The sequence below is a fragment of the Pseudomonas sp. NBRC 111119 genome (assembly GCF_001320125.1).
Taxonomy (GTDB): Bacteria; Pseudomonadota; Gammaproteobacteria; order Pseudomonadales; family Pseudomonadaceae; genus Aquipseudomonas; species Aquipseudomonas parafulva.
In genome coordinates this window covers 76,237-94,103 of sequence record NZ_BCAV01000023.1, presented here as the reverse complement: position 1 = coordinate 94,103, position 17,867 = coordinate 76,237, and the positions used below count along the sequence as shown (strand labels likewise).

Below are 17,867 nucleotides of genomic sequence, written 5' to 3'. Positions count from 1 at the left end.
GCCGGAGGCTCAGAAGTCCTTGCGCAGTTGCACGCCGAAGTAGCGCCCGTCGTCCCGGGGCACCGAGCGGTAGATGTAGTCACCGCCACTGGACAGCATCTGCGCGTACGACGTGTCGCCCAGGTTCTTGCCCAGCAGCGCCACGCGCCAGCCGGCGTTGTAGTCGGCCAGGGCAACGCTGGCATTCCAGATGCCATACGCGCCCTGGACCGTATCCGGGTTCTGGTCGAGGCTGAACTGCACAGCGTCCTGCCAGCTGTAGTCACTGCTCAGTTCCACGTCTAGGCCGTTGTCCAGCGGGATCACGTAGTCAGCCCGCAGGTAGGTTTTCCAGTCCGGGGTGAACGGCAGGTGGCCGCCGTCGATATTGCAGTTGGCGGCTGCCCCTGGCGGGCAGTTGAAGTGATCGACGCGCGCCTTGGTGTAGGCCACGGCGGCCGACAGTTTCAGGCGCGAGGTGGCCTGCAGGCTGGCATCCAGTTCTACGCCCTGGGTCTTGACCTTGCCGGCGTTGACCAGCCGGGTGACCACCTGGTTGGCCACGGTGTCGAAGAAGTTCGCCTGGTAGTTGTCGTAATCGGTGTGGAAGACAGCCAGGTTGGCGGTGAGGCGATTGTCCAGCGCCGTGCTCTTCAGGCCGATCTCGTAGGCATCGGAGGTTTCGGGTTTGAGCGCCTGGGTGTCACGCGGCTGCATGTTGAAGAACACGTTGTAGGCCGGGCCTTTGTAGCCCCGGGAATAGGTGACATAGCCGGTCAGGTTGTCGTTGAAATCGTACTGCAGCCCGGTCCGCCCGCTCCAGCCGTCCTCGTCCACCGACCCTTTGCTGGCGGTAGAGGGCTGGATACCGGTCACAGCGGTGGCCGAGGTGGACACGCGGCGGTGATCATAGTCGAGGTCATCGTGGGTCCAGCGCAGCCCGAAGATGGCGCGCAAGTCGTGGGTGAAGTTGAAGGTGTTCTCGCCGAACAGCGCCACGCTGTCGTTGCGGGTGGCGTAATCGGCGCGGCCGAGGTTGGCGATACCGCCATTCACCGACAGGCGCTGGTAGGTTTCCTGCGACTTGCCGTGCATGTAGAAGGCGCCCAGTACATATTCGTTGAACTGGCCCTTGGGCGAGGTCAGGCGAAATTCCTGGCTGTACTGGTCGTAATCGACCGTGCCCTTGTCATGGGAAGCGGTCAGCGGCAGCAAGGCGCGCCGGTCACCGTCCTGGTACTGGGTGTTGTTCCAGCCCCGCCAGGCACTGATCGAAGTCAGGGTGTAGTCGCCCAGTTGCCAGTCCAGCTGCGCAGACAAGCCCTGGTTTTCGTCCTCGACGTGGGTCTTGAAGTCGCTGTCGATGTCACGGTTGTGGGCACTGGGGGTCACCGGCCGTAACTGGCTGGCAAAGGCGTTGCCCGCACGGGTGACCACACCGCTGGGCAGGGTATCTTCGCCTTTCATGTAGTCCGCGATCAGGGTGAGGTGCAGCGCCTCGTCTGGCTCGAACTCAAGCTTGCCGCGTGCCCCCTTGCGTGTGTAGCCATTGACGCGGTGGCCGTTGGCAACATTGTCCACGTTGCCGTCATAGCCGCCCCACAACGTGCTCAGCGAACCCTTCAGGTGCTCATCGAAGCGCCCGCCAATGCCGAAGCGCAGGCGGTTCTCGTCGCCCCCACCATAATGAGCGTAATCTACATACCCCTGGGCCTGCTCCGGGATGGCCTTGCTGATCACATTGAGTACGCCGGCCGATGCGTTTTTGCCGAACAGTGTGCCCTGCGGGCCACGCAGCACTTCGATCCGTTCGAGGTCAAGCAGGTCGAGGGTAGATTGGCCGGGGCGGCCGAACACCACGCCATCGACCACTGTGGCGACCGTGGGCTCTACACCGGGTGAGGTCGAAATGGTGCCCACGCCACGGATGAACAGCGAAGTATCCTTGTTGGAAGCACCGGCCCGGTAGTTGAGGGTGGGGACCTGCTGGACGATACTGGCGACGTTGTTGCGGTTATCCCGCTCCAGTTGCTCGCCCTCCACTACCGAAACGGCCACCGGCACCTTTTGCAGGGGTGCCTCCCGCCGGGTGGCTGTAACCGTAACGGCTCCCAGCGCAGTAGGCTGCACGGCCTCTTCTGCCTGGGCGCCCTGCCCTATGGCAGCCAGCAGCACAGCCGTAGCCAGGGGTTTGCGTGGGGGTTTGAAAGAAGACCGATTGCGGCTTTTCTGCATGATGCACACTGCCCTGATAGACCAGACGAAAGAGAAGCTGTGGGTGTCTGGTCTCGCTCGTGCGAGTGGCAGGCGCTTGCCAACAGCAGCGCTTGTTAGCGCTAACACGGCAAGTATCCAAGCGGCCTGCATAGCACGTCAAATACTGAAAAATGCGCCATTTATGCCTTTTGGCTATTTGCTTGAGAAGCTCTGGTTAGCGCTAACATGGGCCCTCTCTTAGCCACAATTGCCAGGGCGTCAGCGTGAACAAGCCCAATGAACCCACCCGAAAGCGCCGCGGTGCCGGGCGCGTGACGCTGGCGGAAGTCGCCCGAGTGGCCAAGGTGTCGTCGATCACCGTCTCGCGGTACTTCAACCAGCCGGAACAGGTTTCCGAACCGCTGCGCGAGCGGATCCAAGCTGCCGTGCAGCAGATGGGCTATGTGCCAAATCGGGTGGCCGGCGGCCTCGCCTCCGCGCGCGGGCGCATCGTTGCCTTGGTCATCCCGAACATCTCCGGGCCGATTTTCGCCGATACCCTGCAAGCCTTCAGCGATACCCTGAGCACATTCGGCTACCAGTTGCTGCTGGCCTCAAGCTACTTCAGCCAAGAGCAGGAAGAACAGGCGGTGCGGGCCTTTCTGGGATGGTCGCCAGCGGCACTGGTGGTCACCAGCCGTTACCACAGCCCCGCTACCGAAAAGATGCTGGCCGAGGCGGACGTGCCCGTGGTTGAAATCTGGGATTACGTGCCTGAACGCCCTGCGCTGCAGGTGGGTTTTCGTCATTTCGAGGCGGGCCAACTGGCATGCCGCTGCTTGCTGGACAAAGGCTACCAGCGCATCGCATTCGTGCAGAACAGCGTCGCTGGCGACTACAGCGCCCTGGAGCGGCGTGACGGGTATGCCCAGGTGCTGTTCGAAGCGGGCCTGGAACCCTGGGTGTTCGTCCCGCCCGCTGACGCAGCACCATTCGAAGCCGGGCGCCAGGCGCTGGAAGCGCTGATGCGCCGCACCCCCGCCCCGGATGCGATCATGTTCGCCAATGACAACCTGGCCGCAGGCGCCCTGCTCGCAAGCCAGCGCGCCGGGCTGCGGGTACCCGAAGACGTCGCAGTCATGGGGTTTGGCGACTACGCCTTCGCTCAGATGCTGCTGCCCAGCCTGTCCACCGTGCGGCCACCCTCGCGAGAAATCGGTGTGGTGGCGGCGCAGCGGGTGTTGCAGCACCTGGGCGCCCTGGCGGGCGAAGGCGATATACCGCGCTTGAACCTGCTGGCGTGCCAGCTGGTGGTGCGGGAGAGTATCTGAAGCAGCCTTGGCCGGTGTGAATACAGGTGTTGACTCTCCCGTATGGGGCAGGCTTTAACGTCCTGCCTTTTGCTGCGGGTGAACACTGCAATGGGTAAACGGATACTGATCATACTGGGGCACCCCTGTGCCGAGAGCTTCTGTGCAGCATTGGCCGCTCGGTACACCGAGGCAGCCCAAGGTGCGGGCCATGAGTCACGCGTACTGCCCCTGGGCGACCTGAGGTTCGACCCCGTCCTACGCCACGGCTACAAACAGGTGCAGGCACTGGAGCCTGACCTGCTGAGGGCCCAGGCCGATTTGCTCTGGGCCAACCACTTGATATTCGTCTATCCCATTTGGTGGGGCGGTATTCCGGCGCTGATGAAAGGCTTCATCGACCGGGTATTCCTGCCGGGCTTCGCATTCCGCTATCAGCCCGGTAAAGCATTTCCCGAACCGCTGCTCAAGGGCCGCACTGCCGACCTGCTGGTAACCCTAGACACGCCGCCCTGGTATTACCGTTGGATATACCGCATGCCTGGGCTGCATCAGCTGCGCAAGACCACCTTGCAGTTCTGTGGTATCCGACCGTTGAGAACGTTGACGTTTGGCCCCGTGCTGGGTGCCAATGGGCCACGCCGCGAGGCCTGGCTAAAGCAGGCAGAGGCCCTTGCCCGCCGCTGACACCTGATTTCCAGCCAGGCCAGCCCTGTGCCAAGATGCGCTGTACCCTTGCTGAAAAGGACCTTCATGTACATCGGCAAAGCCGCCCTGCTATCGGGCACTACGATCAAAACCATCCGCCATTACGAGGCCATCGGCCTGCTGCCAACGCCCGTGCGCCATGGCAGGTATCGGGTCTATGACCCGCGAACGGTGGCGCGCCTGAAGTTCATCAAGTGCGCCCAGCAGCTCGGCTTCAAGCTCAAGGAAATGCAGGGCATCCTGCAAGGGCAGGATGATTTTGAGCTGCCGTGGTCGGTCGCTGCCCAAGCGATCGCGGCCAAGAAACAACACGTGATGGCTCAGATCAGCAGCCTACAGCTGATGTATGCGGGGCTGGATGCGTTCGAAGCAGAGCTGCAAACGGCCAGCCACCGGTGTGAAGCCGCCACCGGCGGTTAGTGAGGGTTGACGCCGCTGACGCCGAGATGAAGCCTCAATCGGTCGTCACCGGTTTGAAGCCCAAGCTGCGCATCAGGTCATGTGCGGCCTCGAAGAACATGGGTTTGAGACTGTCGGCATACTCTTCGGTCAAACGGCTTGCAGGCCCTGAAATGACCAGCGCACCCATGAGCTCCTGCTGCGCGCCGTAGATCGGCAAGGCCATGGAGGCAGCATGGGGATCCGTCGCACCTTTTGAGTAATAAGGCTTCTGCAGCGTGCTGCCAATTTGGTAAGTGGCACGCAGGGCCTGCGCCCCGGCCGCTTCATCCATGGGCCGCATATCCCCAGGTTGAAGATTCAGACGCAGGCGATGGGATGAGTTAACTCGGTACTGACACATCCGGTAGGCGCCATGACGCACATAGAAAGACGCCGTTTCACCGGACTGCTCCGCCAGGTGGTGCAAGCGTGGCATCACGTGCCGCTCGAGGTCCAGCGCCTCCTGGTAAACAGCATTCAGACGCATGACCTCACTGGCCAGCTGGTAGCGCCCGTCGGCCATGCGGGTAATGAACCCGTGGTTTTCCAGTGAAACCATCAAACGCATGATCGTGCTCTTGATGAGGCCGGTACGCTCTACCAGCTCGACGAGGCTCAGCGCCGTGTCACCTATCTCGAATGCCGTCAGCACGGTCAAGACACGGTCTGCCGATGCCACCCCATTCACCGCTGGACGCGGCCGCGCTTTGACCATTTGCAGAACCTCACAGGATCGACGCCCCGGATCGAAGCCAGGGACTGGAAAAGGCCCATTATCCGTAAATGGTCGGCCAGCGCCAACGGAACAGAGCTCGCGACGTGGTTTTTAGAATCACATTTCCTAATAGCCAAAAGTTAAAGTCTTTACCTCTCAGTTTTTCACCAGAAATACGAGGTGATATGAAATTTCGCTTCACGGATAGATAATTTATGAGCTATTTTGAAATGGCATTGCATTTAACACCACAAAAACAATCGGACGCCTGTCGTCCTCCGGCCCTACAGGAGCGCTCATGAGCTTCTTTGCTGCCCCGCCTACGCTCGAAACCACGGTTTTCACTCGCCTGCCCGACCGTTTCCGCGATGTACGCCCTACCGCTTGGGCCAATGCCAATCGTCAAGGTCGCGCCATCGACTCCTTTCTAGAAGGCCCTTCGTTTGACCGCCAAGGCCGTCTGTACGTTACCGACATACCCAATGGGCGTATTTTCCGCATCTCTCCCCAGGGCGAATGGGAGCTGGTGTGCCAGTACGATGGCTGGCCAAACGGCCTGAAGATCCACCAGGACGGCCGCATTTTCATCACCGATTACAAGCGCGGGATCATGGTGCTCGACCCGGAAACCGGGGCCATCGAAGCGCTGCTCGACTCGGCCGGTTCTGAAGGCTTCAAGGGCGTCAATGACCTGGTCTTTGCGCCCAACGGCGACCTGTACTTCACCGACCAGGGCCAGACCGGGCTCCAGGACGCCAGCGGCAGGGTGTACAAGCTCGATGCCAGCGGCAACCTTACCTGCCTGCTGGGCACCATCCCCAGCCCCAACGGCATCGTCTACGACCCCCACCTCAACCACTTGCTGGTAGCAGTCACCCGCGCCCAGCAAATCTGGCGAATCCCGCTGGGCAACGGTTCGATCATCGGCAAGGTCGGCGTTTTCGCACAGCTGCACGGCGGCCTGGGTGGCCCCGACGGTTTGGCGCTGGATGCCCACAGCAACCTGTACATCGCCCACACCGGTTTTGGTTCTGTGTGGAAGCTCTCGAAGGTGGCCGAACCGCTGGAGCGCATTGTCTCCTGCGCCGGCATCAGCAATACCAACCTCGCCTTCGGCGGCGACGACGGCCAGACCCTGTTCATCACTGAGTCCGAGACCGGCAGCATCCTACAGGTCAGGGCCAAAGTGCCAGGCCTTGCGATGTACTCGCACAGCTGAAAACGCCCAGCGTCACTGACAACAACTACAAGAAGATCAAACGACATGAACTACCAGACCACCAGCTCCGCACCTTTGAGTGAGGCAGAAGGCGAACGCCTGATGCGCCGCGTATTGTGGCGCCTGTTGCCGTTCATTTTCTGCTGCTATGTGATCAGTTACCTGGACCGCACGAACGTCGGTTTCGCCGCCCTTTCCATGAACCAGGACCTGGGCCTGACCGCTACGATGTTCGGCTGGGCGGCCGGGTTGTTCTTTTTCGGCTATTTCATCTTCGAGTTGCCCAGCAACCTTCTGCTGCAGCGCTTCGGTGCACGGGTTTGGATCGCCCGCATCATGGTGACCTGGGGCCTGCTCTCCATGGCCACAGCGTTCGCCACCGGGCCCGTCAGCTTCAGTATTCTGCGCTTCCTGCTGGGCATTGCCGAGGCAGGCTTCACACCTGGCATCTACCTGTTCTTCACGTACTGGTTCCCGGGCAAGTGGCGCGCCAAGGCCACTGCCGCGTTCCTGCTGGGCATCCCCACGGCCAACATCATTGGCTCGCCGTTGTCCGGCTGGCTGATGCAGCAACACGATGTGCTGGGTTTGAAAAACTGGCAACTGCTGCTGGTGACCGAGTCCCTGCCCGCTGTACTGCTGGGCATCGCTTGCCTGTGGGTGCTGGTGGACAACCCAGTCAAGGCCAAATGGCTCAGTGAGCGTGAAAAGCACTGGCTAAGCAACCGTATTACCCAAGAGCAGCAGTCGATTGGCGCGAGCCATGGCAGTACCTTGCGTTCGGCGTTGACCAACCCGAAAGTGTTCACCCTGGCTGCGATCAACTTCTGCTGCATCGTGGGCTCGGTTGGCATCGGCATGTGGTTACCACAGATCATCAAAGGGCTGGGCATTTCGGCAAGCACGCTGGGCCTGGTAGTGGCGCTGCCCTACATCCTCGGCGCCATCGCCATGACCTTGTGGGCACGCCTGGCCAACCGCAGCGAGCAGCGGCTGCCCTACGTGGTCGCCGCGCTGGCCATGGCGGCTGTGGCCCTGGTGGTCGCGGCACTGGTCGCAGACCCGCTGGTCAAGATCGGTGCACTGTGCATGGCAGTGGCCAGTATCCTGTCTTTTCAGGCAACGTTCTGGGCCATCCCCTCGACCTTCCTCACCGGCCGCGCCGCCGCAGGCGGCCTGGCGATGATTGTGTCGATTGGCAACCTGGGCGGGTTCACCGGGCCCTTCATGATCGGTGTGATCAAGGACGCGACCAACAGCTTCGTGATCCCGTTCTTCGCAGTGGCAGCCATACTGGTGGTGGGTATCATCCTCATGCTCTGGCTGGGCGACCCCGCCAAGCGGCAAGCCCCGCTGGGCCACACCGCCTGACGGCCTAGCGGCGGCGCTGCATGCCGTATTGCCCCAGCAACCCAAGCACCAGCACCCCACCTGCGACCCCAAGGGTCGCAGGTGCACCAAACCGCGCAGCAATCAAACCTGCCGCCATGCCGCCCAAGGCCTCGAACCCAAAGCGCATGGCGATGTAGAAGGCAATGACCCGACCGCGCAAATGGCTCGGCGCCCCGCTTTGCAACTGCATGTTGGTACTGACGTTGCTCAGGGTGATACCGAACCCCAGCACCGCCAGTGCCAGCAGTGCCAGCGGCAACTCTTCCGCCTGCCATAAGCCCACCAGCGCGAACGCACACGACAGCGCCCCGGCATGGGTAAAATGCTGCAGCCGGGGGATGGCCCCGCCCACCGCCAATACCAGCGTGGCCAGGAATGCCCCCGCCCCTGCCGCCCCCCACAACCAGCCCAGCACCTGCGCATCACCGGCAAACACTGCTCTGGCCAGGATCGGCAGCAGCGCCGCGTAGCACGACGCCAACAAGTTGACCATGATCACATTGACCAGCAGTTGGCGCACGTTGCGGGTGTGCCACAGGTAGGCCAGGCCCTCGCGAAACACTTGCGCTGTGGAGCCACTGGCTTTTGGGGCCGCAACGCCCCGAACTTTTAGCAAGCCCCCCAGCAACGCCAGGAAAGCCACTGCCGTCAGGGCGAAACAGGCTGCCTCACCGGCCAGGGCAATGAGCCCGCCTGCCAAGGGCGGCCCAACGAAGCGTGCCGCGTTGATCAGCATGGCATTGAGCACAAGGGCATTCGGCAGGTCGGCCGGGTCGTCGACAAAACTGCTGATCAGCGCTTGGCGCAGCGGGGTTTCCAGGGCATTGAGCAAGCCGAGCAGCAAGGCCATGGCAGCGATGAACGGCCCATCGACCCAGTCACGCCAGGTGGCTACGGCCAGCACCAGTGACTGCACAATCAGCACCGATTGCACAATGATCAGCACACGGCGCTTGTCGTGACGGTCGATCCAGGCACCGGCCAGCGGGCCAATGAGCAGTTGCGGCGCCAGGGATAGAAAGGTGATAAGCCCCAGCAGCACGGCCGAACCTGTTAAGTGATAGGCCAGCCACGCCAGGGCAACCTGCTGTACCCACTTGCCCAGTGTCGAAACACCCTGCCCTGCGAAATAAATCTGAAAATTGCGATGAGCGAGCGCCCGCACGGCGGCGGGCCAACGCTTGCGATGTGAAGATGATGAATCGGACAAGTGTGCGAATCCTCGGTAGACCCGCAGTCAGTGCCGACCCATCGCGTACTGCGCCCCATCGCAAGGTGCGCAGTGAATGCTGGATCAGCCTGGCAGCAGGCAGCCTTTCTTTTTCAAGGACTCAAGGACCCAGGAACGGTCGTTGGTGCCTTGGGCAATTTTTTCCATCTGTGCAGTTTCGGCAGCATGCTTGGCGGTGGCGCCCGCATACACCTCGGCGACATGGTCGTAAGGCACGCACAGCAAACCGTCGTCATCGCCGATCATCAGGTCACCAGGCTCGATCACCATACCATCGATGGCAATCGGCACATTGATTTCGCCTGGGCCGTCCTTGTAGGGCCCACGGTGCGAAACACCCGCGGCGAACAAAGGGAACTCACCGGCGCCAATGTTGGCTGCGTCGCGGATGGCGCCGTTGATGACAATACCCGCCACACCACGTTTTACCGCGTAGGCGACCATCATTTCACCAATCAGGGCATTGGTCAGATCACCACCGGCATCGACCACGATCACATCACCGGGCTGAGCGATGTCGATTGCATAGTGCAGCATGAGGTTGTCACCGGGGCGTGCCTTGACGGTCAAGGCCGGGCCGCACAGCACACCCTCGCGGTGCATCGGGCGCAAGCGGGCACCACCTGCCGTCATGCGGTTCATCGAGTCGCTGACGTTAGCAACCGGAACCTCGCGGTAGCGCGCCACCCATTCATCGCCGACTTTACGAGCGCGCTCAAGCACTTGGAAGCCAATGCTCATGTGACATACCTCTCTTGGTGTTATTAGATGTCATCGGTGTCTGCCGAATCTTTTTTTAGAATGTCATTTCATTAATACCTTGGCAATGCATTTTTGCTGGCTGATCATCGCGCCTGTAACTGTTCGTATGATTAGGATTGCAATGGCGTTTCATTATGGTAGGGTTTAGCCATTGCCGCCCAGCACGCGGCACATCGCCCTGAACTGCCCCTACAAGAACAAGGTATCCCCATGCCCCGTACCCTCCTGCTGACCGGTCCCGAGCTTGCCGCCGAGGCCATGAAACTTGCCGCTGAACAGGGCGTGAGGGTCATCCCCACCACCCCGTATCTGCCGGCCGAAGAACTGGAAGCCATCATTCGCGCCGAACAGCCCGATGCCATCGTGGTACGCCAGGGCGACCTGACACGCGCCATGATTCAGGCTTCTGCCAACCTGAAGGTAATCGCCAAACATGGCGTGGGTTACAACACCATCGATATCCAGGCCGCAGCCGAACTGGGCGTCCCGGTGTCGATCGCAGTGGGCGCCAACGCGCAGTCGGTTGCCGAACACGCCTTCGCCCTGATGTTCAGCGTCGCCCGCCAGACGGCCCTGCTCGATGCACGCATGCGCGATGGGCACTGGGACAAAGCCTCGGCCAATGGCGTGGAACTGAGCGGCAAGACCCTGGGCCTGGTGGGCCTGGGTTCGATTGGCGGCATTCTCATGGACCTGGTGGCGCCGCTGCGCATGCAGGTCAAGGTCTACGACCCTTACCTGAAACAGCTGCCCGAACGCAGCCACGTCGTGCGTGAAGAGAACTTCGACCGCCTGTTGGCCGACAGCGATATCATCAGCCTGCACTGCCCGCTCACCGACACCAATCACAACCTGATCGGTGCCGCACAGCTCGAACGCATGCGCCCAGGGGCGATTCTGATCAACACCGCGCGGGGTGAGCTGGTTGATACCGACGCGCTGGTACGCGCGCTGAGCGAGCGCCGTATCGGTGGCGCCGGCCTGGACACCTTCAACCCTGAACCCCCGCCTGCCGACAGCCCGCTGTGGGGCTTGCCGTCACTGGTGGCCACGCCGCACGTTGGCGCCAACACCACCGAGGCCCGGGACCGTGTGGGCCTGGTTGCCCTGCAGCAGATCCTGGATGTGTGGGCGGGCAAGGCCCTGGACCCACGCTGCGTGGTCAATCGCCACCTGATGAACAGCTGACTGACTCAGGCGCCGCTCGGGCAACCACCCACGGCGCCATGGCACCCGTTACTCCAGAAAAAAAACAATTGGAGAGCACCATGACTTCTACAACCATCAAGCCCAGTGAACTCGAACGCGTCACCATGCGCCGTGTTGCCTGGCGCCTTCTGCCCTTTCTCATCATCTGCTACCTGATCGCGATCATCGACCGCGGCAACATCGGCATGGCGTCGCTGCAGATGAACCAGGACCTGGAGCTTTCGGCCAAAGTCTTCGGTTTCGCCAGCAGCCTGTTCTTCTTCGCCTACTTCCTCGTCGAAGTCCCCAGCAACCTGGCCATGCAGCGCTACGGTGCACGTATCTGGATCGCGCGCATCATGATCACCTGGGGCCTGATTTCTGCTGGCACCGCGTTCGTGCAGGGTGCCAACTCGCTGTACGTGATGCGCTTTCTGCTAGGTGCAGCCGAAGCGGGCTTCTTCCCTGGCGTGCTGCTCTACCTTACCTACTGGCTCCCTTCCGCCTACCGTGCCCGCATGGTCGCGTTGTTCATGGTTGCCATTCCGGCCGCCAACTTCATTGGCTCCCCCCTGTCCGGCCTGCTGTTGAGCCTGGATGGCTGGATGGGCATGCGTGGTTGGCACTGGCTGTTCATTCTCGAAGGGATCCCGGCCGTGCTGCTGGGCATCGCCTGCTTGTTTGTACTCACTGACCGCCCCGAACAGGCCAAATGGCTCAGCGACGAACAGCGCGGCTGGCTGACCGGCCGCCTTGCCGAAGAGGCTGCCAAGAAGACCGCCATCGGGCATATCTCGCTGTGGAAGTTACTGCGTCACAAAGACATCTGGGTATTGGCCCTGATCTACTCCGGCGCCTCTGCAGCCGGTAGCACCATGAGCGTGTGGGCACCACAACTGCTGAAAACCTTTGGCCTCAGTGCCATGGAAATCGGCCTGGTCAACGCCATTCCGTACGGCATTGCCTCGGTCGTGATGATCATCTGGGGCCGCAGCTCCGACCGCACCGGTGAGCGCCGCTGGCACACCGCGATGACCATGCTGCTGATCGCAGCAGGCCTGTTCATGACACTGTTCACCTCGTCGCTGCCTGCCACAGTGGTCATGCTGACCATGGTGCTGGTAGGCGCCTATTCCATGAAAGGGCCGTTCTGGGCGCTGGTTTCAGGCTGGCTTTCGTCCAGCACCGCCGCCGCAGGCCTGGCCGCTGTCGGTGCCATGGCCAACCTGATCGGTGGCGGGTTGATGGTCAATGTCTACGGTGCCATCCACGACGCCACCAACAGCTATGCCCTGGCCCTTATGCCATTGGCGGCGCTGTGCACCCTCGCCGGCATCATGGTGCTGGTCATTGGCCGCAAGCGCCAGCTGGAACAGGCCCAGGCAGCGGCCACGCTGCAGACCAAGTAAGACGTCCCCCGTCATGCCCACCTTCACTGTCGAACGGTGGGCATCGGCCTTTGCACAACAATAATAATCGAGGGTTCCTATGTCTCTGTCTCGTCGCAGATTCCTGCAAGCTGCCGGCGCCATCAGTGCAAGCGCCGCAATGGGCGCCCTGGCGAAAGTCCCCTACAGTGCAGGCGATGGCCGCCCGCAGCTGGTTCCACCCGCTGGCAGCGTGGACTGCCACATGCACCTTTATGACAGCCGTGTCCCGGCGGCGCCGGGTGCCACACTGCTGCCACCGGATGCGTCCCTTGAAGACTACCGGCAGTTGCAGCAACGCCTCGGCATCCGCCGCATGATCATCGTCACACCATCAACGTACGGCACCGATAACCGGGTGATGCTCGATGGCTTGCTGCGCAGCCGCGGCGACGCGCGAGGCGTGGCCGTCGTGGCCAGTTCTGTCACTGACGCCGAGCTCGACGAGCTGAACCGCGCTGGTGTGCGTGGCATCCGCTTCAACCTCAGCGTCGGGACCCAGGCACTCGACGGTATCGAGCGGCTGGCTGCACGTGTTGGCGAACTGGGCTGGAATGTGCAGGTGGCCACCGGCCCGCTGTTGCCGGAGGTGGCCCCACGCCTGAGCAAACTGCCGGGCCGCCTGGTCATCGACCATCTGGGCCATGTACCACAGCCTGAAGGGCTCACGTCTCACGCGTTCAGCGCAATGAGCGACCTGCTCGACCGGGGCAATACCTGGGTCAAGCTGTCGGCCCCTTACTTGCGTTCGCAAACCGGCGGCCCTGGCTATCAGGATGTCGGAGTTGTGGCGAGCCGCCTGATCGAGCGCTTCCCCGAGCACATGCTGTGGGGCAGCGATTGGCCGCACCCGACTCTCGCCGAACAGAACAAGCCAGATGACAGCGCCTTGCTCGACGTACTGCTGCAATGGGCGCCCGACGAGGCGATTCGTCGCAAGATTCTTCGCGACAACCCCATGGAGCTGTACGGGTTCACTGCCGTATAAGCCCGTACCCCTCAGTTGTGCCGCAGCGGCAGCGTCGGCCTGTTGCCGCTGCCCTCTGTAATTTTCCACCGCAGCCAGGCCGCTAGCGCGCCAAACAGCAGACAGCCCACATCCACACCCCCCATGTAACCTTCCAGTGCCAGGGACAGCAACGGCACGCACACCCCAAGCACACACGCCACAGCCAGTTGCTCGCGCCAGACGGTACGCCAAGGACGCAGCAGCGCGTGCACGCCGCTACACAGCCATACCAGGAAGAAGACCTTCACCTCCCAGCCGCTGCGATGCATCAAGCTCGCAGGAAGCAATCGGTTGGCCAGCAATAATGCAACGCAGCTGACCGGCAACCCCAGCATCAAGACCACATTCATGTATTCTGCTGCACGATGGCATGCCGCCTCCAATGCATTGTCGGCAGCAGACCGGCGCCTGCGCTTGACCGTGAACAGCACCAGACCTGTGGCAATCATCATGCTGCTTACCAGGCCGCAGAAAAAATAGAGCCCTCTGAGCGGATAATCGCTGAATTGCGCAAAATGCAGCCCGGCCATTACCTGCTGTACACGTTGGCCGGGGGCGCTTGTGGCAGGGGGGCGCAGAACACTGCCACTCGCCGCATCAAACACCATGCCTCGCCCCCTGGACAGCTCCATACGGTTGCCGTCGGCTTCGCGCACCTCCACTCGTGCCCCGGTGCGGCCTGGGTTGTAGAGGGTCAGCCCAGACAATGGGCCGAGCGCGTTCTGGGCAGTGACGAGCATCGGAGCAAGCGACGTGATGGGGGCTGCAGCATCGCCACGCTGTAACTGCAGCACTACCCGCGGCAGCGCTGTGCCACGCATGATCTGGCGAGTGGAAGCGTGTTCCACCCCCAGCAGCGCGTGAACTGCAGCTGGCATATAGGCGAGGTAGAAGATGACCAGCCCGGTATAGGCAATCATCAGGTAGAAAGGCATCAGCAGGACCCCAGCCGCATTATGCGCATCGAGCCAAGAACGCTGCCCCTTCCCTGGCCGGAAGGTGAAGAACTCCTTGAACAGCTTCTTGTGCATGATGATACCGCTGGCCGTTGCCACCAGCAGCGCCATGGCTGACAGCCCGACCACCCAGATGCCCAGCGTGCGTGGAAGGTACAGGGTGAAATGGAAACGGAAGAAAAAATACCCGCCCACGGTATCTCTCACCGGCTCGGGCAGGCCGGTAAGGGTATCCAGATACGTCCCGCCTTCACGTTGCCGCGGGCCTGTTGAAACCCTCAGAAATGGGATGCGTTGGGTGGGCAGGTCGATGTTCCACTGATCGGCGTGGGCAGCGTTCACCGACAGGTACTCCACTGCGCGCTGGGCTGCTGTCACCGGATCCACCGGATGCTGCTGAAGCTGCGGGCGCATCCAGGCATCGATTTCCTTATCGTACACAGCAAGGCTGCCGGTGAAGAAAACGGCGAACAGTACCCAGCCCAATAGCAGGCCACACATCGTGTGCAATCGCGAGTAGGCTTGCGTAAGCGTACGGTTTTTCATGCCAGCGCACTCCGCACCTGTGGCCAGAATGCAAATACCGCCAGGGGAATGGCAGGTAACAATAGGGCCCAGGCGCGGCTTACGCTGCAGCAGCCATATGCCCACAGAATAGCCAGGCCATACACCAGAAATGACGGAAGTGTCGCCACAATGACCGCTTCACTGTCAGCCATTGGCAACAGGCGCGCCAATGCAGCGGTGAAGCTATAAGTAAACCCGTAGCCGCCGACAATCGCGGCTGCCGTTCGCATCCAGGCTTCGGCATAGCCGCCTGCTTTTATCGCTTTCGCCATGGCAGTCAGTACCGGTAGCCGAGGGTCACCAGCAGGGTTCTCTCATCACCCATGGCAACGGCGCGTGCGGTGCCGCCAGAATAGTAGTGTTTGTCGAACAGATTCTTGAGGTTGAGTGCCGCACGCCAATGGTCAATCTCGTAGGCCAGGCCCGCGTTCGCAACCACGTACCCCGGTACACTGTAGCCGTTGGTGAACTTCCGGCTCTCACCCTTGAAGCCACCACTCAGGGTCCAGCCCTGAGGAGTATCGCCAAAACGGTAGCGCGCGTGCAGGGAGGCACTGTGGCGCGAGACGTTATCCAACGGTTCGCCTTGGGTGGAAGGCCGATTACCGCCGTCGTCCGTCACCACGGCCGCGGTGTAGGCGTAACCACCCATGATGCTCAAGCGATCAGTCACATCAGAGGTGATTGCTAGTTCTGCACCCCGGGTGCGCTGCTCGCCAATCGCCAGGCTGAACCCGTCATTAGCCGGGTCATCCTGCAGTACATTTTCCCGACGCATGTCGAACAGTGCCAAGGTCAACAGCGTCCTACCTTGCTGCAAGTCGAATTTCACACCGGCTTCCCACTGCCTGCCCTCTTCCGGCTTGAACGCCCTGCCCTGCGCATCACTGCCACTGTTGGGGTAGAACGATGTGGAATAGCTGATATAGGGGCGTACGTTCTCGTACAACTCGTACATGGCGCCGACTGCGCCAGAGACCGCATCAGCCGTATTGCCGGTGCGGTTACCGGAAAGCTGATCGACGGAATAGGTATCGGTTGTGTCGTAACGCAACCCGCCCGTTAAGTTCCACTTTTCACCCACGCGCACGTTGTCACGCACATAGCCGCCGAGCATGCGCACAGTGCTGTCGCGGTCGGTCCGCGCCTTGGCGGGGCAGACAACAGGCTTGCCGTAAACCGGAGCAAAGAGGTCCAGCTTGCTGACTGCGCAGTTGCGCGTCACCTGATGCTCGCGTGAACGCAGGTAGTCAAAGCCGGTGGTGAGTTCGTGTTCGCCCCACCGGCCGTCGAAGACTTTCTGCAGATGGTTGTCGAAGCTCAGCGTATCGCCACGGTAATCCTGCTGCAGCCCCGAACGGGTCAGCAGGCGACCGTTGGCAGCCAGCGCGCCGCTGGTGATCGCCAGCCCTTCGAGGCTGTAGCCCTGCCAGCGGAAGTTTTGCCGGTAGACCCAATCATTGGCGAGCCAATGAGTGAGCGCGTAGCCCAAGCGGTCTTCTGTAGCGTCGTACGGCCCCTGCCCTGGCTCACCGATAAACAGATGGCGGGGCAGGTTTCCGTTGGGGTTGCTTCGCAGGCTGCCGCTTAACGGTAGGCCTTGCTGGCGAATGTACTCACGCTCCTGATGACTGGCCAGCAGTGTCAGGTTGGTGTCATCGCCCAGATCAAGCGAAAGCGATGGTGCTATATGCCGGCTCTTGAACCAGACATGGTCGGTGGCATCGTCGGTATCCATCGCCAGCCCATTCAGGCGAAACGCCGCCTTTGCGTCGCCGGACAGCGGCGTCCCGACATCGAAGGTGGTCTGCTTGAAGTTATGGCTGCCGTACGTCAAATCGACTGCAGCGAAGGGATCCGCCTGGGGGCGTTTGCTCACCATATTCACCACGCCACCTGGCAGAACCAGCCCGTACTCAAGCGATGCAGGCCCTTTAAGCACTTCGACCTGTTCCATGGCGAACAGCTGCTGCGCTACCCGGTTGGTTGTGCTGGTACGCAGCCCATCAACTAGCAGCGCGTTACTGGCGTCCTGCCCCCGGATGATCACGTCATCAAAACCCCGCCTGCCGTATTGGCCTGCGACCACACCCGGAACATTCTGCAAAGCTTCACTCAGGCTTTGTACCTGCTGGCTGTCGAGCACCGCCCGTGACAGCACTGTCACCGAGCGTGGGGTTCGGGCCAAGGGTGTGTTCGATTTCATGAGTTGTGGCGAGGCTTGCGTATTGAAGCTCCCCACCGCCGAGGCATCGGCTGCGCCCTTCACGGCGGTGGCCGGCAGCTCCAACGTAGTTTCCTCTGAAGAGTGGATCAGCAGGAAGCTGCCGTCGGCCTGACGCTGCGCGACACAACCGCTACCGTTGAGCAATACCTGCAGGCCTTCTTCCAGCCGGTACCGCCCAGCCAGCCCACGGCTTTGCCTGCCTTTGGTCAACTGCGCATCCGCCGAGAATTCGATTTTCGCCTGGCGGGCAAACTGGCTTAGCACCTGGTCTAGCGGGCCGGCAGCGATAGCGAAATCAAGGGGCACCGCGGGTGCTGTATCCCGTTCCACAGCCATGGCGTTGCTGCTGTAGAGCGTAGGGTACACAGCACCCCCGGCCAGTAGGCACAGACCTAAGGCGGCCGCAGACGTGGATGGGGGGCGGCCAGACCGTGCCGTGGCGCTGGGTTTCATAGGCGTTTGTCCGATTCCTGAAGGGGTATGCCCGGCTCACTCCTGAGCCGGTTCTAGTCATAGGCCCCGCGAGACGGAAAAACCTGC

At 61.6% G+C, this 17,867-nt stretch carries 15 protein-coding genes; 8 read left to right on the top strand and 7 right to left on the bottom strand.

Features of this window, described 5'->3' with window-relative positions; translation table 11 throughout:
• Positions 1–9: 9 nt before the first annotated feature.
• On the bottom strand, positions 10–2,214 hold the full coding sequence (locus APH25_RS10575) for a TonB-dependent receptor (RefSeq protein WP_082428263.1): 2,205 nt from the start codon (positions 2,212–2,214) through the stop codon (positions 10–12).
• Between the two features lie 245 nt (positions 2,215–2,459).
• Between APH25_RS10575 and APH25_RS10570 the strand changes: the two genes are divergently transcribed.
• The 3 genes from APH25_RS10570 (at position 2,460) to APH25_RS10560 (ending at position 4,613) form a co-directional block, all read left to right on the top strand.
• Positions 2,460–3,506 carry a LacI family DNA-binding transcriptional regulator gene (locus APH25_RS10570; protein ID WP_060481867.1) on the top strand — a complete coding sequence of 349 codons (1,047 nt, stop codon included), beginning with the start codon at positions 2,460–2,462 and terminating at the stop codon, positions 3,504–3,506.
• A gap of 90 nt (positions 3,507–3,596) precedes the next feature.
• Positions 3,597–4,172 carry an NAD(P)H-dependent oxidoreductase gene (locus APH25_RS10565; protein ID WP_060481866.1) on the top strand — a complete coding sequence of 192 codons (576 nt, stop codon included), beginning with the start codon at positions 3,597–3,599 and terminating at the stop codon, positions 4,170–4,172.
• 66 nt (positions 4,173–4,238) lie between these two features.
• The gene (locus APH25_RS10560; protein WP_060481865.1) at positions 4,239–4,613 is read left to right on the top strand and encodes a MerR family transcriptional regulator; all 375 of its coding nucleotides are present in this window, start codon (positions 4,239–4,241) and stop codon (positions 4,611–4,613) included.
• Positions 4,614–4,647: 34 nt separating this feature from the next.
• Here the strand turns inward: APH25_RS10560 and APH25_RS10555 are convergent, their stop codons facing one another.
• Positions 4,648–5,349 (bottom strand): IclR family transcriptional regulator, encoded by a 702-nt coding sequence (locus APH25_RS10555; protein ID WP_082428261.1) that lies wholly within the window; start codon positions 5,347–5,349, stop codon positions 4,648–4,650.
• A 298-nt stretch (positions 5,350–5,647) separates the two neighbouring features.
• Between APH25_RS10555 and APH25_RS10550 the strand changes: the two genes are divergently transcribed.
• Entirely contained in the window at positions 5,648–6,568 is a 921-nt protein-coding gene (locus tag APH25_RS10550; protein WP_060481864.1) for an SMP-30/gluconolactonase/LRE family protein, read from the top strand.
• Between the two features lie 45 nt (positions 6,569–6,613).
• Positions 6,614–7,939, top strand: a complete 1,326-nt coding sequence (locus APH25_RS10545; protein WP_060481863.1) for an MFS transporter — start codon at positions 6,614–6,616, stop codon at positions 7,937–7,939.
• Between the two features lie 4 nt (positions 7,940–7,943).
• On the opposite strand, the gene APH25_RS10540 is transcribed toward APH25_RS10545, so the two are convergent.
• Positions 7,944–9,170, bottom strand: coding sequence for an MFS transporter (locus APH25_RS10540; protein ID WP_371262502.1), 1,227 nt, complete (start codon positions 9,168–9,170; stop codon positions 7,944–7,946).
• Between the two features lie 84 nt (positions 9,171–9,254).
• Complete coding sequence (locus APH25_RS10535) at positions 9,255–9,932, bottom strand: RraA family protein (RefSeq protein ID WP_060481861.1); 678 nt, start codon at positions 9,930–9,932, stop codon at positions 9,255–9,257.
• 231 nt (positions 9,933–10,163) lie between these two features.
• Here APH25_RS10535 and APH25_RS10530 point away from each other — a divergent pair, with 231 nt between their 5' ends.
• The 3 genes from APH25_RS10530 (at position 10,164) to APH25_RS10520 (ending at position 13,556) form a co-directional block, all read left to right on the top strand.
• Complete coding sequence (locus tag APH25_RS10530; RefSeq protein ID WP_060481860.1) at positions 10,164–11,141, top strand: hydroxyacid dehydrogenase; 978 nt, start codon at positions 10,164–10,166, stop codon at positions 11,139–11,141.
• 80 nt (positions 11,142–11,221) lie between these two features.
• A complete protein-coding gene (locus APH25_RS10525) occupies positions 11,222–12,550 on the top strand; it encodes an MFS transporter (protein WP_060481859.1) in 1,329 nt (442 codons plus the stop codon).
• Positions 12,551–12,629: 79 nt separating this feature from the next.
• The gene (locus APH25_RS10520; RefSeq protein WP_060481858.1) at positions 12,630–13,556 is read left to right on the top strand and encodes an amidohydrolase; all 927 of its coding nucleotides are present in this window, start codon (positions 12,630–12,632) and stop codon (positions 13,554–13,556) included.
• A gap of 11 nt (positions 13,557–13,567) precedes the next feature.
• On the opposite strand, the gene APH25_RS10515 is transcribed toward APH25_RS10520, so the two are convergent.
• The 3 genes from APH25_RS10515 to APH25_RS10505 are packed head-to-tail and all read right to left on the bottom strand — an operon-like array spanning position 13,568 to position 17,663.
• Positions 13,568–15,079 carry a PepSY domain-containing protein gene (locus APH25_RS10515; RefSeq protein ID WP_060481857.1) on the bottom strand — a complete coding sequence of 504 codons (1,512 nt, stop codon included), beginning with the start codon at positions 15,077–15,079 and terminating at the stop codon, positions 13,568–13,570.
• Positions 15,076–15,372, bottom strand: a complete 297-nt coding sequence (locus tag APH25_RS25660; RefSeq protein WP_256217507.1) for an iron transporter — start codon at positions 15,370–15,372, stop codon at positions 15,076–15,078. Before APH25_RS25660 ends, APH25_RS10515 begins: the two co-directional genes overlap by 4 nt.
• A gap of 5 nt (positions 15,373–15,377) precedes the next feature.
• Positions 15,378–17,663 (bottom strand): TonB-dependent siderophore receptor, encoded by a 2,286-nt coding sequence (locus tag APH25_RS10505; protein ID WP_082428260.1) that lies wholly within the window; start codon positions 17,661–17,663, stop codon positions 15,378–15,380.
• Positions 17,664–17,867: the final 204 nt, after the last annotated feature.

Bases quoted from the DNA above. Each gene is read 5' to 3' on its own strand.
- APH25_RS10575 (WP_082428263.1), bottom strand. From the start codon at position 2,214: ATGCAGAAAAGCCGCAATCGGTCTTCTTTCAAACCCCCACGCAAACCC.
- APH25_RS10565 (WP_060481866.1), top strand. From the start codon at position 3,597: ATGGGTAAACGGATACTGATCATACTGGGGCACCCCTGTGCCGAGAGC.
- APH25_RS10560 (WP_060481865.1), top strand. From the start codon at position 4,239: ATGTACATCGGCAAAGCCGCCCTGCTATCGGGCACTACGATCAAAACC.
- APH25_RS10555 (WP_082428261.1), bottom strand. From the start codon at position 5,349: ATGGTCAAAGCGCGGCCGCGTCCAGCGGTGAATGGGGTGGCATCGGCA.
- APH25_RS10550 (WP_060481864.1), top strand. From the start codon at position 5,648: ATGAGCTTCTTTGCTGCCCCGCCTACGCTCGAAACCACGGTTTTCACT.
- APH25_RS10545 (WP_060481863.1), top strand. From the start codon at position 6,614: ATGAACTACCAGACCACCAGCTCCGCACCTTTGAGTGAGGCAGAAGGC.
- APH25_RS10535 (WP_060481861.1), bottom strand. From the start codon at position 9,932: ATGAGCATTGGCTTCCAAGTGCTTGAGCGCGCTCGTAAAGTCGGCGAT.
- APH25_RS10530 (WP_060481860.1), top strand. From the start codon at position 10,164: ATGCCCCGTACCCTCCTGCTGACCGGTCCCGAGCTTGCCGCCGAGGCC.
- APH25_RS10525 (WP_060481859.1), top strand. From the start codon at position 11,222: ATGACTTCTACAACCATCAAGCCCAGTGAACTCGAACGCGTCACCATG.
- APH25_RS10520 (WP_060481858.1), top strand. From the start codon at position 12,630: ATGTCTCTGTCTCGTCGCAGATTCCTGCAAGCTGCCGGCGCCATCAGT.
- APH25_RS10515 (WP_060481857.1), bottom strand. From the start codon at position 15,079: ATGAAAAACCGTACGCTTACGCAAGCCTACTCGCGATTGCACACGATG.
- APH25_RS25660 (WP_256217507.1), bottom strand. From the start codon at position 15,372: ATGGCGAAAGCGATAAAAGCAGGCGGCTATGCCGAAGCCTGGATGCGA.
- APH25_RS10505 (WP_082428260.1), bottom strand. From the start codon at position 17,663: ATGGCTGTGGAACGGGATACAGCACCCGCGGTGCCCCTTGATTTCGCT.